Genomic DNA, 19,979 nt, shown 5'->3' with positions numbered 1-19,979 from the left:
AATGACGATTTTTGATAACTATGAAGTATGGTTCGTTATTGGCAGCCAACATCTGTACGGCCCGGAAGCCCTGCGCCAGGTGACGAAGCATGCCGAACATGTGGTGAACAGCCTGAATGCGGAAGCCAAACTGCCTTGCAAACTGGTCCTTAAGCCGCTGGGCACCACCCCGGACGAGATCACTCATATCTGCCGCGACGCCAACTACGATGACAAATGCGCCGGGTTAGTGGTCTGGTTGCATACCTTCTCGCCGGCAAAAATGTGGATCAACGGCCTGACCATCCTCAACAAGCCGCTGCTGCAGTTCCATACGCAATACAATGCCGCGCTGCCGTGGGACAGCATCGATATGGACTTTATGAACCTGAACCAGACCGCGCACGGCGGCCGCGAGTTCGGTTTCATCGGCGCCCGTATGCGCCAGCAACACAGCGTGGTCACCGGCCACTGGCAGGATAAAGAAGCCCACCAGCGCATCGGCGGCTGGATGCGCCAGGCGGTCTCCAAACAGGATACTCGCCATCTGAAAGTGTGCCGTTTCGGCGATAACATGCGCGAAGTGGCGGTGACCGACGGCGATAAAGTCGCGGCGCAGATCAAGTTTGGCTTCTCAGTGAACACCTGGGCGGTCGGCGATCTGGTGCAGGTGGTCAACAGCATCAGCGACGGCGATATCAGCGCGCTGGTCGATGAATATGAAAGCAGCTACCGTCTGACCCCGGCGGCGCAGGTTCACGGCGAGAAGCGCCAGAACGTGCTGGACGCCGCGCGCATTGAGCTGGGGATGAAACGCTTTCTCGAGCAGGGCGGGTTCCACGCCTTTACCACCACCTTTGAAGATCTCCACGGCCTGAAACAGCTTCCGGGTCTCGCCGTGCAGCGCCTGATGCAGCAGGGCTACGGCTTTGCCGGTGAAGGCGACTGGAAAACCGCCGCTCTGCTTCGCATCATGAAGGTGATGTCAACCGGTCTGCAGGGCGGCACCTCCTTTATGGAGGATTACACCTACCACTTCGACAACGGCAACGATCTGGTGCTCGGTTCGCATATGCTGGAAGTGTGCCCGACGATCGCTACCGCTGAGAAACCGATCCTCGACGTCCAGCCGCTGGGTATCGGCGGCAAAGCGGATCCGGCGCGTTTGATCTTCAATACCCAGACCGGCCCGGCGATTGTCGCCAGCCTGATCGATCTGGGAGATCGCTTCCGTCTGCTGGTCAATACCATTGAAACCGTCCCGACGCCGCACGATCTGCCGAAGCTGCCGGTGGCCAACGCTCTGTGGAAAGCGCAGCCGGATCTGCGTACCGCTTCGGAAGCCTGGATCATCGCCGGTGGCGCGCACCATACCGTCTTCAGCCATGCGCTGAACCTCGACGATATGCGCCAGTTCGCCGAGCTGCACAATATCGAGCTGACGGTCATCGACAACGATACCCGTCTGCCGTCCTTCAAGGACGCGCTGCGCTGGAATGAAGTGTATTACGGTTCAAAACGCTAAGAGGCCGTCCCCTCACCCTTTCCCTCTCCCCGTTGGGGAGAGGATACCGTCAGGGCGCCATGCCGCCTTTTTCCCTCTCCCGCCGGGAGAGGGTCGGGGTGAGGGATACCCGACTCGCCTGCTATTCGGAGCACACTATGTTAGAAGATCTTAAACGCCAGGTTCTGGAAGCCAACTTAGCGCTGCCGCAGCATAATCTGGTGACCTTAACCTGGGGCAACGTCAGCGCCGTCGACCGCGACCAGGGCGTTCTGGTTATCAAACCCTCCGGCGTGGATTACCGCGTGATGACCGCCGACGATATGGTGGTGGTCAGTCTGGAGACTGGCGAGGTGGTGGAAGGCAACAAGAAGCCCTCGTCGGATACCCCTACTCATCGCCTGCTGTATCAGGCCTTCCCGACGCTGGGCGGTATTGTGCATACCCATTCGCGCCACGCCACCATCTGGGCGCAGGCCGGGCAATCCATTCCAGCGACCGGCACCACCCACGCTGACTATTTCTATGGCCCGGTTCCCTGCACCCGGTTGATGACCGATGCGGAGATCAACGGCGAATATGAGTGGGAAACCGGCAACGTGATTGTCGAAACTTTCCGTCAGCAGGGAATCGACCCGGCGCAGATGCCCGGCGTGCTGGTGCATTCCCACGGCCCGTTTGCCTGGGGTAAGAATGCCGAAGACGCGGTGCATAACGCCATCGTGCTGGAAGAGATCGCCTATATGGGCATCTTCTGTCGCCAGCTGGCGCCGCAGCTGCCGGATATGCAGCAGACGCTGCTAGATAAGCATTATCTGCGTAAGCACGGGGCCAAAGCCTACTACGGCCAATAATCACCCTGCTCGCCACCGTCTGGTAGCCCGGATAAGGCGCAAGCCGCAATCCGGGGCCACCTTAGCGCCGAATACCTGTATAAAACCCCAGCATCCATCATGAAACCAGGCTATAATCAGGCCTGGTTTTTTATCGGCGAGAATACCCGTGACCCAGCCACGAGCAGGTTTTTTACTCACCCGTCACTGGCGGGACACCCCGCAGGGCAGCGAGCTCTCCTTCTGGCTGGCCACCGACGACGGCCCGCTGCAGGTCACGCTGCCGCCGCAGGAGTCCGTTGCCTTTATCCCCGAAGCGCAGCAGGCGCAGGCTGAACAGCTGCTGCAGGGGGAGAAAGGCTTCCGCTTCGCTCCACTGACCCTGAGAGATTTCCACCGGCAGCCGGTTGTCGGCATTTACTGTCGCGCCCATCGTCAATTGATGCGTCTGGAGAAGATGCTCCGCGACAGTGGCGTCACCGTCTACGAGGGTGATATCCGTCCGCCGGAGCGCTACCTGATGGAGCGCTTTATCACCGCCCCGGTGTGGGTAGAAGGCGAAACGCGCGGCTCACAGCTGGTCAACGCGCGCATGAAACCGAACCCTGACTATCGCCCGCCGCTGAAATGGGTGTCGCTGGATATCGAAACCAGCCGCCACGGCGAGCTGTACTGCATCGGTCTGGAAGGCTGCGGCCAGCGGGTGGTCTACATGCTGGGCCCCGAACCGGAAACGCCGCCAGACGTCGACTTCGAGCTGGTCTTCATCGCCAGCCGTCCCCTGCTGCTGGAAAAGCTCAACGCCTGGTTTGCCGAACACGACCCTGACGTGCTGATCGGCTGGAACGTGGTGCAGTTCGATCTGCGGGTCCTGCAAAAGCACGCCGAGCGCTATCGTATCCCGCTGCGTCTCGGCCGCGGCAACAGCGAGCTGGAGTGGCGTGAGCACGGTTTTAAGAACGGCGTCTTTTTCGCCCAAGCCAACGGGCGGCTAATTATCGACGGCATCGACGCGCTAAAATCCGCGTTCTGGAACTTCTCCTCCTTTTCACTGGAGGCCGTGGCCCGCGAACTGCTGGGTGAAGGTAAAGCCATTGACAACCCGTGGGATCGGATGGACGAGATCGATCGCCGCTTCCATGAAGACAAACCGGCGCTGGCGATCTATAACCTGCAGGATTGCGAGCTGGTCACGCGGATCTTCCACAAAACGGAGATCATGCCGTTTCTGCTCGAACGGGCGACGGTTAACGGTCTGCCCGCCGATCGCCACGGCGGATCGGTGGCCGCCTTCAGCCATCTCTATTTCCCACGCATGCACCGCCTGGGCTACGTGGCGCCGAACCTCGGCGACGTCCCCCCGCAGGCCAGCCCCGGCGGCTACGTGATGGACTCCCGCCCCGGTCTGTATGACTCGGTGCTGGTGCTGGACTACAAAAGCCTGTATCCGTCGATTATTCGTACCTTTCTAATCGATCCGGTCGGCCTGGTGGAAGGCCTGGCGCAGCCCGATGATCAGCACAGCATCGAGGGCTTCCTCGGCGCCCGCTTTTCGCGCGACAAACACTGCCTGCCCGGCATTGTCAGCCAGATCTGGCACGGCCGCGATGAAGCCAAACGCCAGCATAATAAGCCGCTCTCCCAGGCGCTGAAGATTATCATGAACGCCTTCTACGGCGTGCTGGGCACCAGCGCCTGCCGCTTCTTCGACCCGCGTCTCGCCTCGTCGATTACCATGCGCGGTCACGCGATCATGCGCCAGACCAAAGCGCTAATTGAAGCCAAAGGCTACGACGTTATCTACGGCGATACCGATTCCACCTTCGTCTGGCTGAAACGCCCGCATAGCGAAGCACAGGCAGCGGAGATCGGCCGCGAGCTGGTCAGCGACGTCAATGCCTGGTGGGCGCAGGAGCTTGGTAAAAGCCAGCTGACCAGCGCCCTGGAGCTGGAGTATGAAACCCACTTCTGCCGCTTTTTAATGCCGACGATCCGCGGCGCCGATACCGGCAGCAAGAAGCGCTATGCCGGGATGATTCAGGAGGGCGATGCCCAGCGCATGGTGTTCAAGGGGCTGGAGACGGTACGCACCGACTGGACGCCGCTAGCCCAGCAGTTTCAACAGGAGTTATACCTGCGCATCTTCCGCAACCAGCCGTATCAGGATTATGTGCGGGAGACTATCGCCAGGCTGATGAATGGCGAACTCGACGAGCAGCTGGTTTATCGCAAGCGCCTGCGCCGACCGCTGGCCGAGTATCAACGTAACGTGCCGCCGCACGTGCGCGCCGCGAGGCTGGCGGATGAACACAACGTGAAGCTTGGGCGGGCGCAGCAGTATCAGCAGCGCGGCACCATCAAATACGTCTGGACCACCAGCGGCCCGGAGCCGGTGGATTACCAGCAGTCGCCGCTCGATTACGATCACTATTTAACAAAGCAGTTGCAGCCGGTGGCGGAAGGGATCCTGCCCTTCGTCAACGATGACTTTGCTACAATAGTGACAGGACAGCTGGGGCTATTTTAATTTTTTCTCACTCATTCCGCAGGCACAAAAGCCGAAAAATGAAGGGTGCGGAGGAGGTGACGAACGTTCCTCCATCCAGTAATATAGCGCCCTTTCCATTCCTGGCCCCAATTTTGACGCATCTCCGATTATTCATGGAGATGATCAACTATTGCCTGCAATTAAAGAACAAAGAGCCGAACACATATGCCTTTTACACTTGGTCAACGCTGGATTAGCGACACAGAGAGCGAACTAGGATTAGGGACGGTGGTAGCGCTGGATGCGCGCATGGTCACTCTCCTTTTCCCCGCCATCGGCGAAAACCGTCTGTACTCTCGCAACGATTCCCCGATCACCCGCGTGATGTTTAACCCGGGCGACACCATTACCAGCCATGAAGGCTGGCAGCTCCACGTTGACAAAGTGAATGAAGAGAACGGGCTGCTGTCCTACACCGGTACTCGCCTGGACACCCAGGAAGCGAACGTGACTCTGCGTGAAGTGCTGCTCGACAGCAAACTGGTGTTCAGCAAGCCGCAGGACCGCCTGTTTGCCGGTCAAATTGACCGTATGGACCGCTTTGCCCTGCGCTACCGTGCGCGTAAGTTCCAGAGCGAGCAGTACCGCATGCCGTGGAGCGGCCTGCGCGGCCAGCGCACCAGCCTGATCCCGCATCAGCTGAACATCGCCCATGACGTGGGCCGTCGTCACGCGCCGCGCGTCCTGCTGGCCGATGAAGTGGGCTTAGGTAAAACCATTGAAGCCGGGATGATCCTGCACCAGCAGCTGCTCTCCGGCGCCGCCGAGCGCGTGCTGATTGTGGTCCCGGAAACCCTCCAGCACCAGTGGCTGGTGGAAATGCTACGCCGTTTCAACCTGCGTTTCTCGCTGTTCGACGACGAACGTTACGCCGAAGCGCAGCACGATGCCTACAACCCGTTCGAAACCGAACAGCTGGTGATCTGCTCTTTAGACTTCGTGCGCCGCAGCAAACAGCGCCTGGAGCATCTGTGCGACGCCGAATGGGACCTGATGGTGGTCGACGAAGCGCACCACCTGGTGTGGAGCGAAGAGGCGCCGAGCCGTGAATATCAGGCCATTGAACAGCTGGCCGAGCGCGTGCCGGGCATCCTGCTGCTGACCGCGACGCCGGAACAGTTGGGGATGGAGAGCCACTTTGCGCGCCTGCGTCTGCTGGATCCAAACCGCTTCCACGATTTTGCCCAGTTTGTTGAAGAACAACAAAACTACCGCCCGGTCGCCGATGCCGTCGCCCTGCTGCTGGCGGGCAACACGCTGAGCGATAGCGAACTCAATACCCTTGGCGATCTGATCGGCGAGCAGGATATCGAGCCGCTGCTGCAGGCTGCCAACAGCGATCGTGAAGATGCTCAGGCCGCGCGCCAGGAGTTGGTCTCGATGCTGATGGACCGCCATGGCACCAGCCGCGTGCTGTTCCGGAACACCCGTAACGGCGTGAAAGGCTTCCCGAAACGCGAGCTGCACACCATTCGTCTGCCGCTGCCGACCCAGTACCAGACGGCCATCAAGGTCTCTGGCATCATGGGCGCCCGCAAAACCGCGGAAGAGCGCGCGCGCGACATGCTCTATCCGGAGCAGATCTATCAGGAATTTGAAGGCGATACCGGCACCTGGTGGAACTTCGACCCGCGCGTCGAGTGGCTGATGGGCTACCTGACCAGCCATCGCTCGCAGAAGGTCCTGGTGATTTGCGCCAAAGCCGCCACCGCGCTACAGCTGGAGCAGGTGCTGCGCGAGCGCGAAGGCATCCGCGCCGCGGTGTTCCATGAAGGGATGTCGATTATCGAACGCGACCGCGCCGCGGCGTGGTTTGCCGAAGAAGACACCGGCGCGCAGGTGTTGCTGTGCTCCGAAATCGGCTCCGAAGGACGTAACTTCCAGTTCGCCAGCAACCTGGTGATGTTCGACCTGCCGTTTAACCCGGATCTGCTGGAGCAGCGTATCGGCCGTCTCGACCGTATCGGTCAGGCGCACGATATCCAGATCCACGTTCCATACCTGGAAAAGACCGCGCAGTCGGTGCTGGTGCGCTGGTATCACGAAGGGCTCGATGCCTTCGAACATACCTGCCCGACCGGCCGCACCGTCTACGACAGCGTCCATGATGAACTGATCAACTATCTTGCGGCGCCAGAATCCACCGACGGCTTTGACGATCTGATCAAATCCTGCCGCCAACAGCATGACGCCCTGAAGGCGCAGCTGGAGCAGGGCCGCGACCGTCTGCTGGAGATCCACTCCAACGGCGGCGAGAAAGCGCAGGCGCTGGCGGAGAGCATCGAAGAGCAGGATGACGACACCAGTCTGATCGCCTTCTCGATGAACCTGTTCGATATCGTCGGCATCAACCAGGACGACCGCGGTGAAAACCTGATCGTCCTCACCCCGTCCGACCATATGCTGGTCCCGGATTTCCCGGGCCTGCCGGAAGACGGCTGCACCATCACCTTCGAGCGTGACGTGGCGCTGTCGCGTGAAGATGCGCAGTTCATCACCTGGGAACATCCGCTGATCCGCAACGGTCTGGATCTGATCCTCTCCGGCGATACCGGCAGCAGCACCATTTCCCTGCTGAAGAATAAGGCGCTGCCGGTCGGCACCCTGCTGCTGGAGCTGATCTACGTCGTCGAAGCGCAGGCGCCGAAGCAGCTGCAGCTTAACCGCTTCCTGCCGGCGACCCCGGTTCGCCTGCTGCTGGATAAAAACGGCAACAACCTCGCCGGCCAGGTGGAATTTGAAAGCTTCAACCGCCAGCTGAGCGCGGTCAACCGCCACACCGGCAGCAAACTGGTCAACGCGGTGCAGCAGGACGTTCACGCCATTCTGCAACAGGGCGAAGCGCAGATCGCCAAAGCGGCGCAGGGGCTGATCGACGCAGCGCGTAACGAAGCCGATGAAAAGCTGACGGCGGAACTGTCGCGTCTCGAAGCGCTGAAGGCGGTGAACCCGAACATCCGTGACGACGAACTGGCGGCCATCGAAAGCAATCGCCAGCAGGTGCTGGAGGCGTTAGGACAGGCCGGATGGCGTCTGGACGCGCTGCGTCTGATCGTCGTTACTCACCAGTAACGGAACGCGAAAATGGCGATGGAAAACTACAATCCGCCGCAGGATCCCTGGCTGGTGATCCTGTATCAGGATGAGCACATCATGGTGGTCAACAAGCCGAGCGGCTTGTTGTCCGTACCCGGTCGTCTTGAGGAGCATAAAGACAGCGTGATGACGCGCATTCAGCGCGACTTCCCGCAGGCCGAATCGGTGCATCGCCTTGATATGGCCACCAGCGGCGTGATTGTGGTGGCGCTGAATAAGGCCGCAGAGCGTGAGCTGAAACGTCAGTTCCGCGAGCGCGAGCCGAAAAAACAGTACGTCGCCCGCGTCTGGGGCCATCCGCAGCCGGCGGAAGGTCTGGTGGATTTACCGCTGATTTGCGACTGGCCGAACCGGCCAAAGCAGAAGGTGTGCTACGAAACCGGCAAAGCGGCGCAAACCGAGTATGAGGTGCTGGAGTACGCGGAGGACAACACCGCCCGCGTGCGCCTGAAGCCGATTACCGGGCGCTCGCATCAGCTGCGCGTGCATATGCTGGCGCTGGGGCATCCGATCCTTGGCGACCGCTTTTATGCCACGCCGGAGGCGCTGGCGATGGCCCCGCGTCTGCTGCTGCACGCCGAGACGCTCACCATCACCCACCCTGCCTACGGCAACGCGATGACCTTTCGCGCGCCGGTCGATTTTTAGGATGTCCCCGGTAGCGCCTTGCCGCCGGGGAATACTGACCCGTTAGTCGCGGGCAAACCACGCATCAATCATCTGCTCAACGCGCGCCACGACGAGATCGGTGTCGTGGCGACGGCTGCGCGCGCAGGCGTGCGCCGGCTCATCACACAGCAGACAGCGGCGCTGCGACTCACCCAGCGACTGACGTCCCACCTGCCCGTTCTGTGGACAGATCACATCGATATCCCACAGGCGTCCCAGCGGATGGCTCTGCTCCAGCGTGCTGCACATCGCTTTGATTTCGCTGGCCGGGTGCGCCACGCACCACAGCGCTTCGGGCCCGGTCGGCAACCACAGCACCTGACGATCCAGCGCTTGCCAGCGGTGCTTCCACAGCAGCTGGTCGCAGGCCTGGAGGGCAACGCCCATCATGTTGCGATAGCGAATGCTGTCTTTCACCGCCCCCGGGGTCACCAGGGTCAGGGAAATAACAGGCTGCTGATAATGGGCCAGCCAGTCAGCCTGGCGGGCTGCACGCTGCTCTTTCGCCGCCAGCAATGCATCGATGCTGACGCCCGCCTGGGCGGGAGTATCCACTGACATTAATTCCTCTCCTACATATGATAAATGCGACAGCGCCTGGGCTGTCATGATGATGGATGCGATAGCCGATCGCGCGCTGATTGTAACGCTAAATGCGGAGCATTTAGGATACAGAACGCAGATATTTTCTGCGTTCTGTAGCGGAAAATGGCAGATTTATCGCTTAGCGCAGCGTTTAATCACGCCAGATAGTGACTGAGGAACAGCAGTCCCAGCGAGACATTTATCGCCCCGCCGATGCGGGTAGCGATCTGCGCGAACGGCATCAGGCTCATGCGGTTACCGGCGGTCAGGATCGCCACATCGCCGGTGCCGCCCTGCCCGCTCTGGCAACAGGAGACAATCGCCACATCGATCGGGTGCATCCCTATTTTTTTACCCACAAAGAACCCGGTCGCCACCAGCGCCGAGACGGTACTGACGATCACCAGCAGGTTGGTCAGCGTGAAGGCGTTTACCAGTTCCTGCCACGGGGTGATCGCCACGCCGACGGCAAAGAGGATCGGGTAAGTCACCGCGGTGCGGAAGAATTTATACACCATCTGCGATCCCTCCTGCAGGCGTGGAGAAACCACGTTAGCCAGCTTTAACAGCACCGCGAGGAACAGCATGCCCACCGGCGCCGGCAGGCCAATCAGTTTGTGGCCAAGCATCCCCATCATATACAGCAGCACCGCCAGCAGCGCGCCGGAGGCCAGGGTCCCGACGTCGGTTTTGCCGCTCACACCTTCGCTCTCGCCGAGGCTACGGGTTTCATTGCTGCGGTTCGGCATCAGTTGCCCTTCACCGGTGAGATGCGGAGAACGCTTGCCGAGCTGGTTGAGGCAGCCGGAGATAACGATCGCCGTCAGACTGCCGAGCATCACCATCGGCAATATCCGGCCCAGCGCCACGCCCTGCTCCATATGCATCAGCGCGGCGTAACCCATTGACAGCGGGATCGCCCCTTCCCCCACGCCACCGGCCATGATCGGCAGCACGATAAAGAAGAACACCTGGAACGGCTCCATGCCCAGCAGCGTGCCGACGCCGATGCCCACCAGCATGCCGACCACTTCGCCACACAGCATCGGGAAGAAGATCTTCAGAAAGCCCTGAATCAGCGTGGTGCGGTTCATACTCATGATGCTGCCGACGATGATGCAGCAGATGTAGAGATAGAGGATATTGGTGGATTTATAGAATTTGGTGGTGGATTCCACGACCACATCCGGCAGCAGACCGTAGTGGACCAGCGCGGAAGGAATAAAAGTGGCGCAGATCGCCGCCGCGCCGAGTTTTCCCAGCACCGGCAGGCGCTTACCAAACTCGCCGCAGGCGAAGCCAAAGAAAGCCAGGGTGGCCACCATCACCACGATATCGCTCGGCAGTTTACCGCCAAGGCAGTCGAGGGCAATCAGCCCCCCGGCCAGTAAAAACAGCGGCAGCGGGACGATCCCTACCTTCCAGTTATCCATGATGTGCCACCAGCGCTGCTTCAGCGTGGTTTTCGGCGTATTGATCGGTTCAAGGGTTGCAGAGAATGCATTGTCTGTGGTGCTCATAAATTCAGCCCTGTCGTTATTATTCATTTTCAGCGTAAAGGGACAGCGGCGTCGTTAATGTGAAGCTCCCCAGATTAAAAAAGAAGTTTTAATGGTCACTATGGTTTTTATGGTTTCTATTCACGGAACCGCTAAGGGGTGATATATCTCTGATTTATTATTGTGGTTTTTATGGTTTTTATTCTCCCTGACGCGTTATTTCCGCTGAGTCCCCCGCCGACAGCCAGCGCCTGCGCAGGCGATCACAACTTCTTCTTAACATTTACGTCACGTGACAGAAAAATGATAGAGTGCCGGTATGGTGAATACGCAGTACGGGACCTATGAAGCTCTCTTTTCAATATAAGCTGTTTATTTCGCTGGTCGCCTTTTTCTCGGTCCTCTTTATAGCGCTGGGCATTTATTATTATTTTGACGCCAGCCGCCAGCTGTATCAGGAGATGAGTGGCCGGGCCAAAATTCAGGCTGAAGAGATAGCCCTGATGCCAAATTTGCGTCAGCAGGTCAGCCAGCACGATCCGCAGGCGATCCGGGCGTTTATGCAGCAAATCGCCGCCCATAGCGACGCCAGTTTTATCGTCATCGGCGATCGGCAGGGCGTGCATCTGTTTCACTCCGTCCATCCGGAGTGGGTTGGCACGCGGCTGGTCGGCGGCGACAATCAGGCGGTGCTGGAGGGGCACTCCATCACCACCATTCGCAAAGGCGGCCTCGGCGTCTCACTGCGCAGCAAAACGCCCATCGTCGATGACGAGGGGCAGGTGATCGGCATTGTCTCCGTTGGCTACCTCACCAGCTATCTCGACAGCATCACGCTGACCAAAGTGATCAATATTTTTATCGCCGCCATCCTGCTGCTCATCGCCCTGTTTATCTTCTCCTGGTACTTTACCCGCAGCATCAAGAAGCAGATTTTTTCGCTCGAGCCGCGGGAGATAGGCCTGCTGGTACGTCAGCAAAAGGCAATGATGGAGTCGATCTTTGAAGGGGTGATCGTCATCGATCACCAGCGGCGCATTGAGGTGATTAACCATGCCGCCCGCAGCCTGCTGGGGCTCAGCCAGCCTGCCCGTCAGCTGCGCGGCCAGTCAATCGACAGCGTCATTTCGCCGCAGCCGTTTTTCGCCAGCGGCGACATGCTCGAGCGTGACACTCATGACGAGCTGTGCCGCTTCAACCAGCTGACCGTGCTCGCCAGCCGGGTGCGCATTATGCTGGAGAATACGCTGCAGGGCTGGGTGATCACCTTCCGCGACCGCAACGAAATCAATGCCCTCACCGCCCAGCTCAGCCAGGTGAAGCGCTATGTCGACAACCTGCGCATCATGCACCACGAACAGCTCAACCGGATGACCACCCTCTCCGGTCTGCTGCATATGGGTCACTATGACGAAGCGATCCGCTATATTCAGGCCCAGTCGGAGCATGCCCAGGAGCTGCTGGACTTCATCTCCTCGCACTTCCACTCGCCGACGCTGTGCGGCCTGCTGTTGGGCAAAGCGACCCGCGCCCGCGAAAAAGGCGTGGCCCTGAGCTTCGACCCGGCCTGTCGTATCGATCGTCCGCTGCCGTCGTTAAAGGAATCCGAACTGATCTCCATCATCGGCAACCTGCTGGATAACGCCATCGAAGCCACGCAGCGCGCCGAGCTGCCGCACGAGCCGGTGGAAGTGCTGATTCAGCTCAACGCCCGGGAACTGATCATCGAAGTGGCTGACCGCGGCGTCGGCATTCGTCCCGATATTCGCGACCGTATTTTTGAACGCGGCGTGACCACCAAAACCCGTGGCGATCACGGCATTGGTCTGTATCTTATTGAACATTATGTCACTCAGGCGGGCGGCACCATCGAAGTCGCCGACAACGCGCCGCGGGGAACCATCTTCACCCTGTTTATCCCGGCCGACGCCCCCGCCTGTCCGCAAACGGAGGCCCACGATGCATCATGACCTGGTCGATGTGCTGATCATTGAAGATGAGAGCGAGCTGGCGCGCCTGCACGCCGAGCTTGTGCAAAAACACCCGCGACTGCGGCTGGCAGGCATGGCGGCCTCCCTCGTTCAGGCGCGGCAGTTGCTCCACGCCAGTCCGCCGCAGCTGGTGCTGCTGGATAATTATTTACCGGACGGCAAAGGCGTCACGCTGATGACCGACCCGGTGCTGGCAACCACCCATTGCTCGGTGATCTTTATCACCGCCGCCAGCGATATGGAAACCTGCAGCCTGGCCATCCGCAACGGCGCCTTCGACTATATCCTTAAGCCCGTCTCATGGAAGCGGCTGAGCCAGTCGCTTGAGCGCTTTATCCAGTTTTACGATCAGCAGCGGGAATGGAAAATCGTCGATCAGCAGAACGTCGATTCTCTCTACCAACTGCAGGCGAAGAACTTCCGCGTGGATAGCGGCAGTAAGGGCATTGAAGAGAAGACGCTGGCGCTGGTGCAGGGATTGTTTAGCGGCCGGGAAGCACACTGTTTTTCCGTCGATGAGGTGGTCAGCGCCGCCGGGCTCAGCAAAACCACCGCCCGGCGCTATCTGGAACACGGTGTCGAGACCGGCTTTCTGGAAGTGGAGATGCTGTATGGAAAAATCGGCCATCCGCGGCGGCTGTACCGACGCGCACAGCCTAAAAACTAAAACCCCTCGCCGGACGGGAGGGGCGGGAAAACTCAGAAGCCGCGCTGCTCTTTGATCAGCTCCCAGGCCTTCTGGATCTCCTGAGCTTTCTGTTTGGCCATCTCCATCATCTCCGGCGGCAGCCCTTTCGCCACTAGCTTGTCCGGATGATGTTCGTTCATCAGCTTACGATAGGCGCGCTTCACCGTCGCCGCGTCATCGGTCGGTTTCACCCCCAGCACATTGCAGGCATCTTCGAGGGTTGGCCCGCGCTGCGCCTGCTGCCAGCCGGCATTGCCGCCGTGCTGACCATACGATTGCTGCTGCGAACCGCCGCCAAACTGGGCGCCGCCCTGCATCATCCGCAGGAATTGATCGAACTGGGCGCGGGAGATGCCAAGCTCGTCAGCGATGACGAACAGCACTTCACGTTCGTTGGGGTGCAATTCGCCGTCAGCGAACGCCGCCTGCAGCTGAATTTCCAGAAACATCCGAATCAGATCGAAGCGCCCAAAGCAGACGCTGCGCAGCTGACGCATCTTCTCGCGCAGCGGATAGTTGTCGGCCTTGCCGTCGCGAAACGCCTGCTGCGCCGCCGTACGCGATGCGCCGTGCAGGTTCATGCGATCCATCAGCACATTGGCGACATGAATATCAGCTTCGGTGACGCGACCCTTGGATTTGGTAAGATGCCCCATCACTTCAAAGGTGGTGGAAAAGAAGAGCGACTGGCGTTCCTGTTGATTGGCGAAGAGATTCAACCGGCGACTGCGCGCCCGGTCAAACATATGGCCCACCAGGAAGCCGAGCACGACACCCCAAAACCCACCGCCCATCAGCAAAGCCACTGCCACGCCAATCACTTTACCCAAATACTGCATAGACTCCCCAACTGTTTATCGCCGTTAAGCTCGAATATGACCGCACGTTACCCGGCACTCGCGCCTCGGTCAATTGTGGGACATAGCCTATAATTTGCTTTATCATACTCGTCATTCAACAGGGTGCCTAACGCTCGGGCTCGAAACGGGCAGGATTAACACTAGCGTGATAATGTTGAGTAAGTTAGGCTCTGACCGTTTGCAAGCCGCTGCCACAAGATGATGGAACAATAAATACAACGTATGAAAAAACGTATTCCCAGCCTCCTGGCTACGATGATTGCCAGCGCCTTGTATAGCCAACAAGGCCTCGCTGCCGATCTCGCAACGCAATGTATGCTTGGCGTGCCAAGCTTTGATCGTCCGCTCGTGGAAGGGCGGCCTGGCGATCTGCCGGTGACGATTAACGCCGATCATGCGAAGGGCAACTACCCGGATAATGCCGTCTTCACCGGCAACGTCGATATTAACCAGGGGAACAGCCGCCTGCGTGCCGACGAAGTGCAGCTGCATCAGCAGCAGGCCGCGGGCCAGGCGCAACCGGTGCGAACGGTGGATGCGCTGGGCAACGTCCATTACGACGATAACCAGGTGATCCTTAAAGGGCCTAAAGCCTGGTCAAACCTGAACACCAAAGATACCAACGTCTGGCAGGGCGATTATCAAATGGTCGGACGCCAGGGACGCGGCACGGCGGACCTGATGAAACAGCGCGGCGAAAACCGCTATACCATTCTGGAAAACGGCAGCTTTACCTCCTGTCTGCCGGGCTCCGACACCTGGAGCGTCGTGGGCAGCGAAGTCATCCACGACCGTGAAGAGCAGGTTGCCGAGATATGGAACGCCCGCTTTAAGCTGGGCTCAGTACCGATTTTCTACAGCCCTTACCTGCAGTTGCCGGTGGGCGACAAACGTCGTTCCGGTTTCCTGATCCCGAACGCCAAATACAGTACCAAAAACGGTGTGGAATTCTCCCTGCCGTACTACTGGAACATTGCGCCGAATTTCGATGCCACCATCACCCCGCACTATATGAACAAACGCGGCGGCGTGATGTGGGAAAACGAATTCCGCTACCTGACCCAGCTCGGCAGCGGCTTAACTGAATTCGACTACCTGCCATCGGATAAAGTCTACGAAGACGATCACTCGAGCGACAGCAACAGCCGCCGCTGGCTGTTCTACTGGAACCACTCCGGGGTTATCGATCAGGTATGGCGTCTGAACGCTGACTACACCAAGGTCAGCGATCCTGACTACTTCAACGATTTCAGCTCGAAATATGGTTCCAGTACCGACGGCTATGCGACGCAGAAATTCAGCGCCGGTTACGTCAATCAGAACTTTGACGCGACGGTATCGACCAAGCAGTTCCAGGTCTTTGACCGGGAATCGAGCAACTCCTACTCGGCTGAGCCGCAGCTCGACATCAACTACTACCAGAACGATGTCGGTCCGTTCGATACCCATCTGTACGGTCAGGTCGCCCATTTTGTTAACTCGAATAACAACATGCCGGAAGCGACCCGCGTTCACCTCGAACCGACGATCAACCTGCCGCTGTCCAACGCCTGGGGCAGTCTGAATACTGAAGCCAAGCTGCTGGCGACCCACTACCAGCAGAGCAACCTCGATAAGTACAACGCCGCCAACGGCACTGACTACAAAGAGTCTGTCAGCCGCGTAATGCCGCAGTTTAAAATCGACGGTAAAATGGTCTTTGAACGCGACCTGCAGGAGGGATTCACCCAAACGCTGGAACCGCGCATGCAGTATCTGTACGTGCCGTACCGCGATCAGAGTGAAATCGGTAGCTACGACTCCACGCTATTGCAGTCGGACTACACCGGCCTGTTCCGCGACCGTACCTATAGCGGTCTGGACCGCATCGCGTCAGCCAACCAGGTCACTACCGGCATCACCTCTCGCGTGTATGATGCCGCCGCCGTGGAACGTTTTAATATTTCCGTTGGTCAAATCTACTATTTCACCGAGTCACGCACCGGTGATGACAACATCAACTGGGAGAACAACGACACCACGGGTTCACTGGTATGGGCCGGCGATACCTACTGGCGCATCGCCGATGACTGGGGTTTACGCGGAGGGATCCAGTACGACACCCGTCTGGATAACGTCGCCACCGGTAACGGCACCATTGAATACCGTCGCGATGAAAACCGCTTAGTCCAGCTTAACTATCGTTACGCCAGCCCGGAATATATTCAGGCTACACTGCCTTCATATTCCACGGCGGCACAATATAAACAGGGTATTTCGCAGGTGGGGATGACCGCCAGTTGGCCGATCGTCGATCGCTGGTCCGTGGTCGGGGCATACTACTTCGATACCAATACCCGGAAAGCAGCAAACCAGATGTTGGGTGTTCAGTATAACTCCTGCTGCTACGCCATCCGTCTTGGCTACGAACGTAAAGTCAACGGCTGGGATAGCAACAACAACGGCGGCGAGAGCAAATACGACAACACCTTCGGAATCAATATTGAATTGCGCGGTCTGAGCTCTAACTACGGCCTCGGCACCCAGCAGATGCTGCGTTCGAACATTTTACCGTACCAGAGCTCCCTGTGATGCGGCTGGTTTACAACATCGTCCGCATTTGCGGTTAATTGAAATGGAAAAAGTATGAAGAACTGGAAAACGCTGCTTCTCGGTATCGCCATGATCGCGAATACCAGTTTCGCTGCCCCTCAGGTGGTCGATAAAGTAGCGGCCGTCGTCAATAATGGCGTCGTGCTGGAAAGCGACGTCGATGGTTTGATGCAATCAGTTAAGCTCAATGCGGGTCAGGCTGGCCAACAGCTGCCGGATGACGCGACACTGCGCCATCAAATCCTCGAAAGACTGATCATGGACCAGATCGTATTGCAGTTGGGGCAGAAGATGGGCGTGAAGGTCTCTGATGACCAGCTCGATCAGGCCATCGCCAACATCGCCAAACAAAACAACATGACCATGGATCAGATGCGCAGCCGTCTGGCCTATGAAGGCATCAACTACAACACCTACCGTAGCCAGATCCGCAAAGAGATGCTGATTTCGGAAGTGCGTAACAATGAAGTGCGTCGCCGTATCACCGTGCTGCCGCAGGAAGTCGAAGCGCTGGCAAAACAGATTGGCGACCAGAACGATGCCAGCACCGAGCTTAACCTGAGCCACATCCTGATCCCGCTGGCGGAAAACCCGACCGCGGATGAAGTTGCCGCAGCTCAGGAGCAAGCGAATGCCATCGTTGAACAAGCGCGCAACGGCGCTAACTTCGGTAAACTGGCCATCACCTACTCCGCTGACCAACAGGCGTTGAAGGGAGGCCAGATGGGCTGGGGTCGTATCCAGGAGCTGCCAGGTATTTTCGCCCAGGCGTTAAGCACCGCCAAAAAAGGGGATATCGTCGGCCCGATCCGCTCTGGCGTCGGCTTCCACATTCTGAAAGTCAACGACCTGCGCGGCGGGACTCAGAACATCTCCGTCACCGAAGTGCATGCCCGTCATATTCTGCTTAAGCCGTCGCCGATCATGAATGATGCCCAGGCCCAGGCCAAACTGGAACAGATCGCGGCTGACATTAAGAGCGGGAAAACCACCTTCGCCAAAGCGGCGAAAGCGTTCTCTGAAGATCCGGGTTCAGCAAACCAGGGCGGTGATTTAGGTTGGGCGACGCCGGACATCTTCGATCCGGCATTCCGCGATGCGCTGATGCGTTTGAACAAAGGGCAGACCAGCGGACCGGTGCACTCCTCCTTCGGCTGGCATCTGATCGAACTGCTGGATAGCCGTCAGGTCGACAGAACCGACGCCGCGCAGAAAGATCGTGCATACCGCATGCTGATGAACCGCAAATTCTCTGAAGAAGCGGCAACCTGGATGCAGGAACAGCGCGCCAGTGCGTATGTTAAAATTCTGAGCAACTAATATCGATGCCTGAAACCCGTAAAGTTGTCATCACTCCCGGCGAACCCGCCGGGATTGGCCCTGACCTGGTCGTGCAGCTTGCCCAGCGCGACTGGCCAGTTGAGCTGGTGATCTGCGCCGACGGCGCCTTGTTAACTGACCGAGCCCAGCGGCTCGGTCTTCCTTTATCTCTCCTCCCATACGATCCTGCGCAACCGCCCGTTCCGCAGCGCGCCGGTACGCTGACGCTGCTTAATGTACCGCTGAACGTCCCGGCGGAACCCGGCGTGCTGAACGTGCAAAACGGCGCCTATGTCGTGGAAACGCTGGCGCGCGCTTGCGACGGCTGCCTTAGCGGCGAATTTGCAGCGTTAGTGACCGGCCCGGTGCACAAAGGCAACATCAACGACGCCGGCATCGCCTTCACCGGTCATACCGAGTTCTTCGAAGAGCGCGCGAAGGCCAGCAAAGTGGTGATGATGCTGGCGACCGAGGAGCTGCGGGTGGCGCTGGTGACGACCCATCTGCCGTTGAAAGCCATCAGCGAAGCAATAACGCCCGAGCTGCTGCGCGAGATCATCACCATTCTCGATCACGATCTGCGCACGAAATTTGGCATTGCCCAGCCGCATGTGCTGGTTTGCGGGCTTAACCCGCACGCTGGCGAAGGCGGCCATATGGGAACGGAAGAGATAGACACCATTATTCCGGTGCTGGAAGAGATGCGCGCGAAGGGGATGAACCTCAGCGGTCCGCTGCCGGCAGACACCCTCTTTCAGCCCAAATACCTTGACCATGCCGATGCGGTACTCGCGATGTACCACGATCAGGGCCTGCCCGTGCTAAAATACCAGGGCTTTGGCCGTGGCGTGAACATTACGCTCGGTTTACCTTTTATTCGTACCTCCGTCGACCACGGCACCGCACTGGAATTAGCGGGTCAGGGAAAAGCGGACGTCGGCAGTTTTATCACGGCGCTTAATCTCGCCATCAAAATGATTGTTAATACCCAATGAATAATCGAGTCCATCAGGGCCATTTAGCCCGTAAACGCTTCGGGCAGAACTTCCTCAACGATCAGTTTGTGATCGACAGCATCGTCTCGGCGATTAATCCGCAGAAAGGCCAGGCGATGGTTGAAATCGGCCCGGGTCTCGCCGCGCTGACCGAACCGGTCGGCGAACGTCTTGACCAGCTGACCGTTATCGAACTGGACCGCGATCTGGCGGCTCGCCTGCAGACGCACCCGTTCCTCGGACCGAAGCTGACCATCTATCAGCAGGATGCGATGACCATGAACTTCGGCGAACTGGCGGAGAAAATGGGCCAGCCGCTGCGCGTCTTCGGCAACCTGCCGTACAATATCTCGACGCCGCTAATGTTCCATCTGTTCAGCTATACTGATGCCATTGCCGATATGCACTTTATGCTGCAGAAAGAAGTGGTCAATCGTCTGGTTGCCGGGCCGAACAGTAAGGCGTATGGTCGGTTAAGCGTGATGGCGCAATATTATTGCCAGGTGATCCCGGTACTCGAAGTGCCGCCGAGCGCGTTTACCCCGCCGCCTAAGGTTGACTCCGCGGTGGTTCGCCTGGTGCCGCACCGCACCATGCCGTATCCGGTAAAAGAGGTCCGGGTACTGAGCCGCATCACCACCGAAGCCTTCAACCAGCGCCGTAAGACCATCCGCAATAGTCTCGGCAATCTGTTTAGCGTTGAAGTGTTGACCGAGCTGGGCGTCGACCCGGCAGTGCGTGCGGAAAATATTTCTGTAGAGCAGTACTGTAAGATGGCCAACTGGTTATCCAACAATCTGCCTTCGAAGGAGAGCTAACC

At 58.6% G+C, this 19,979-nt stretch carries 14 protein-coding genes; 11 read left to right on the top strand and 3 right to left on the bottom strand.

Annotated elements, in window-relative coordinates; genetic code table 11:
• The first annotated feature begins 1 nt into the window (after window position 1).
• The 5 genes from araA (at window position 2) to rluA (ending at window position 8,608) form a co-directional block, all read left to right on the top strand.
• The gene (gene araA / locus A1WC_RS21730) at window positions 2-1,504 is read left to right on the top strand and encodes an L-arabinose isomerase (RefSeq protein ID WP_008807461.1); all 1,503 of its coding nucleotides are present in this window, start codon (window positions 2-4) and stop codon (window positions 1,502-1,504) included.
• Between the two features lie 137 nt (window positions 1,505-1,641).
• Window positions 1,642-2,337, top strand: a complete 696-nt coding sequence (gene araD, locus A1WC_RS21735; RefSeq protein WP_012968949.1) for an L-ribulose-5-phosphate 4-epimerase — start codon at window positions 1,642-1,644, stop codon at window positions 2,335-2,337.
• Between the two features lie 148 nt (window positions 2,338-2,485).
• Window positions 2,486-4,843, top strand: coding sequence for a DNA polymerase II (polB, locus tag A1WC_RS21740; protein WP_016160287.1), 2,358 nt, complete (start codon window positions 2,486-2,488; stop codon window positions 4,841-4,843).
• Between the two features lie 186 nt (window positions 4,844-5,029).
• Window positions 5,030-7,936 (top strand): RNA polymerase-associated protein RapA, encoded by a 2,907-nt coding sequence (gene rapA, locus A1WC_RS21745; RefSeq protein ID WP_016160286.1) that lies wholly within the window; start codon window positions 5,030-5,032, stop codon window positions 7,934-7,936.
• A 12-nt stretch (window positions 7,937-7,948) separates the two neighbouring features.
• Window positions 7,949-8,608 (top strand): bifunctional tRNA pseudouridine(32) synthase/23S rRNA pseudouridine(746) synthase RluA, encoded by a 660-nt coding sequence (gene rluA / locus A1WC_RS21750; RefSeq protein ID WP_008807465.1) that lies wholly within the window; start codon window positions 7,949-7,951, stop codon window positions 8,606-8,608.
• A 42-nt stretch (window positions 8,609-8,650) separates the two neighbouring features.
• Here the strand turns inward: rluA and citX are convergent, their stop codons facing one another.
• Complete coding sequence (gene citX / locus A1WC_RS21755; RefSeq protein ID WP_008807466.1) at window positions 8,651-9,190, bottom strand: citrate lyase holo-[acyl-carrier protein] synthase; 540 nt, start codon at window positions 9,188-9,190, stop codon at window positions 8,651-8,653.
• A 179-nt stretch (window positions 9,191-9,369) separates the two neighbouring features.
• Window positions 9,370-10,734 (bottom strand): 2-hydroxycarboxylate transporter family protein, encoded by a 1,365-nt coding sequence (locus A1WC_RS21760; protein ID WP_008807467.1) that lies wholly within the window; start codon window positions 10,732-10,734, stop codon window positions 9,370-9,372.
• 323 nt (window positions 10,735-11,057) lie between these two features.
• On the opposite strand from A1WC_RS21760, the gene A1WC_RS21765 reads away from it, so the two are divergent.
• Entirely contained in the window at window positions 11,058-12,683 is a 1,626-nt protein-coding gene (locus A1WC_RS21765) for an ATP-binding protein (RefSeq protein ID WP_016160285.1), read from the top strand.
• On the top strand, window positions 12,673-13,371 hold the full coding sequence (locus A1WC_RS21770) for a response regulator (protein WP_016160284.1): 699 nt from the start codon (window positions 12,673-12,675) through the stop codon (window positions 13,369-13,371). Before A1WC_RS21765 ends, A1WC_RS21770 begins: the two co-directional genes overlap by 11 nt.
• Window positions 13,372-13,403: 32 nt before the next feature.
• Here A1WC_RS21770 and djlA read toward each other — a convergent pair whose 3' ends face one another.
• Window positions 13,404-14,231 (bottom strand): co-chaperone DjlA, encoded by an 828-nt coding sequence (gene djlA, locus A1WC_RS21775; protein WP_008807470.1) that lies wholly within the window; start codon window positions 14,229-14,231, stop codon window positions 13,404-13,406.
• Window positions 14,232-14,474: 243 nt separating this feature from the next.
• Here djlA and lptD point away from each other — a divergent pair, with 243 nt between their 5' ends.
• The 4 genes from lptD to rsmA are packed head-to-tail and all read left to right on the top strand — an operon-like array spanning window position 14,475 to window position 19,977.
• Window positions 14,475-16,823 (top strand): LPS assembly protein LptD, encoded by a 2,349-nt coding sequence (lptD, locus tag A1WC_RS21780; RefSeq protein ID WP_008807471.1) that lies wholly within the window; start codon window positions 14,475-14,477, stop codon window positions 16,821-16,823.
• Between the two features lie 54 nt (window positions 16,824-16,877).
• Window positions 16,878-18,164: a peptidylprolyl isomerase SurA gene (gene surA, locus A1WC_RS21785; protein ID WP_008807472.1), complete on the top strand. Its 1,287-nt coding sequence runs from the start codon at window positions 16,878-16,880 to the stop codon at window positions 18,162-18,164.
• Between the two features lie 5 nt (window positions 18,165-18,169).
• Window positions 18,170-19,159, top strand: coding sequence for a 4-hydroxythreonine-4-phosphate dehydrogenase PdxA (gene pdxA, locus A1WC_RS21790; RefSeq protein ID WP_008807473.1), 990 nt, complete (start codon window positions 18,170-18,172; stop codon window positions 19,157-19,159).
• Window positions 19,156-19,977 (top strand): 16S rRNA (adenine(1518)-N(6)/adenine(1519)-N(6))-dimethyltransferase RsmA, encoded by an 822-nt coding sequence (gene rsmA / locus A1WC_RS21795; RefSeq protein WP_008807474.1) that lies wholly within the window; start codon window positions 19,156-19,158, stop codon window positions 19,975-19,977. Before pdxA ends, rsmA begins: the two co-directional genes overlap by 4 nt.
• The last annotated feature ends 2 nt before the right edge of the window (window positions 19,978-19,979 follow it).

The organism is Klebsiella sp. KTE92 (assembly GCF_000398905.1).
Taxonomy (GTDB): domain Bacteria; phylum Pseudomonadota; class Gammaproteobacteria; order Enterobacterales; family Enterobacteriaceae; genus Klebsiella; species Klebsiella variicola.
The sequence above is the reverse complement of the archived record's forward strand: the minus strand, read 5'-3'. Positions and strand labels throughout refer to the sequence as shown.

Bases quoted from the DNA above. Each gene is read 5' to 3' on its own strand.
- araA (WP_008807461.1), top strand. From the start codon at position 2: ATGACGATTTTTGATAACTATGAAGTATGGTTCGTTATTGGCAGCCAA.
- araD (WP_012968949.1), top strand. From the start codon at position 1,642: ATGTTAGAAGATCTTAAACGCCAGGTTCTGGAAGCCAACTTAGCGCTG.
- rapA (WP_016160286.1), top strand. From the start codon at position 5,030: ATGCCTTTTACACTTGGTCAACGCTGGATTAGCGACACAGAGAGCGAA.
- rluA (WP_008807465.1), top strand. From the start codon at position 7,949: ATGGCGATGGAAAACTACAATCCGCCGCAGGATCCCTGGCTGGTGATC.
- citX (WP_008807466.1), bottom strand. From the start codon at position 9,190: ATGTCAGTGGATACTCCCGCCCAGGCGGGCGTCAGCATCGATGCATTG.
- A1WC_RS21760 (WP_008807467.1), bottom strand. From the start codon at position 10,734: ATGAGCACCACAGACAATGCATTCTCTGCAACCCTTGAACCGATCAAT.
- A1WC_RS21765 (WP_016160285.1), top strand. From the start codon at position 11,058: ATGAAGCTCTCTTTTCAATATAAGCTGTTTATTTCGCTGGTCGCCTTT.
- A1WC_RS21770 (WP_016160284.1), top strand. From the start codon at position 12,673: ATGCATCATGACCTGGTCGATGTGCTGATCATTGAAGATGAGAGCGAG.
- djlA (WP_008807470.1), bottom strand. From the start codon at position 14,231: ATGCAGTATTTGGGTAAAGTGATTGGCGTGGCAGTGGCTTTGCTGATG.
- lptD (WP_008807471.1), top strand. From the start codon at position 14,475: ATGAAAAAACGTATTCCCAGCCTCCTGGCTACGATGATTGCCAGCGCC.
- surA (WP_008807472.1), top strand. From the start codon at position 16,878: ATGAAGAACTGGAAAACGCTGCTTCTCGGTATCGCCATGATCGCGAAT.
- pdxA (WP_008807473.1), top strand. From the start codon at position 18,170: ATGCCTGAAACCCGTAAAGTTGTCATCACTCCCGGCGAACCCGCCGGG.
- rsmA (WP_008807474.1), top strand. From the start codon at position 19,156: ATGAATAATCGAGTCCATCAGGGCCATTTAGCCCGTAAACGCTTCGGG.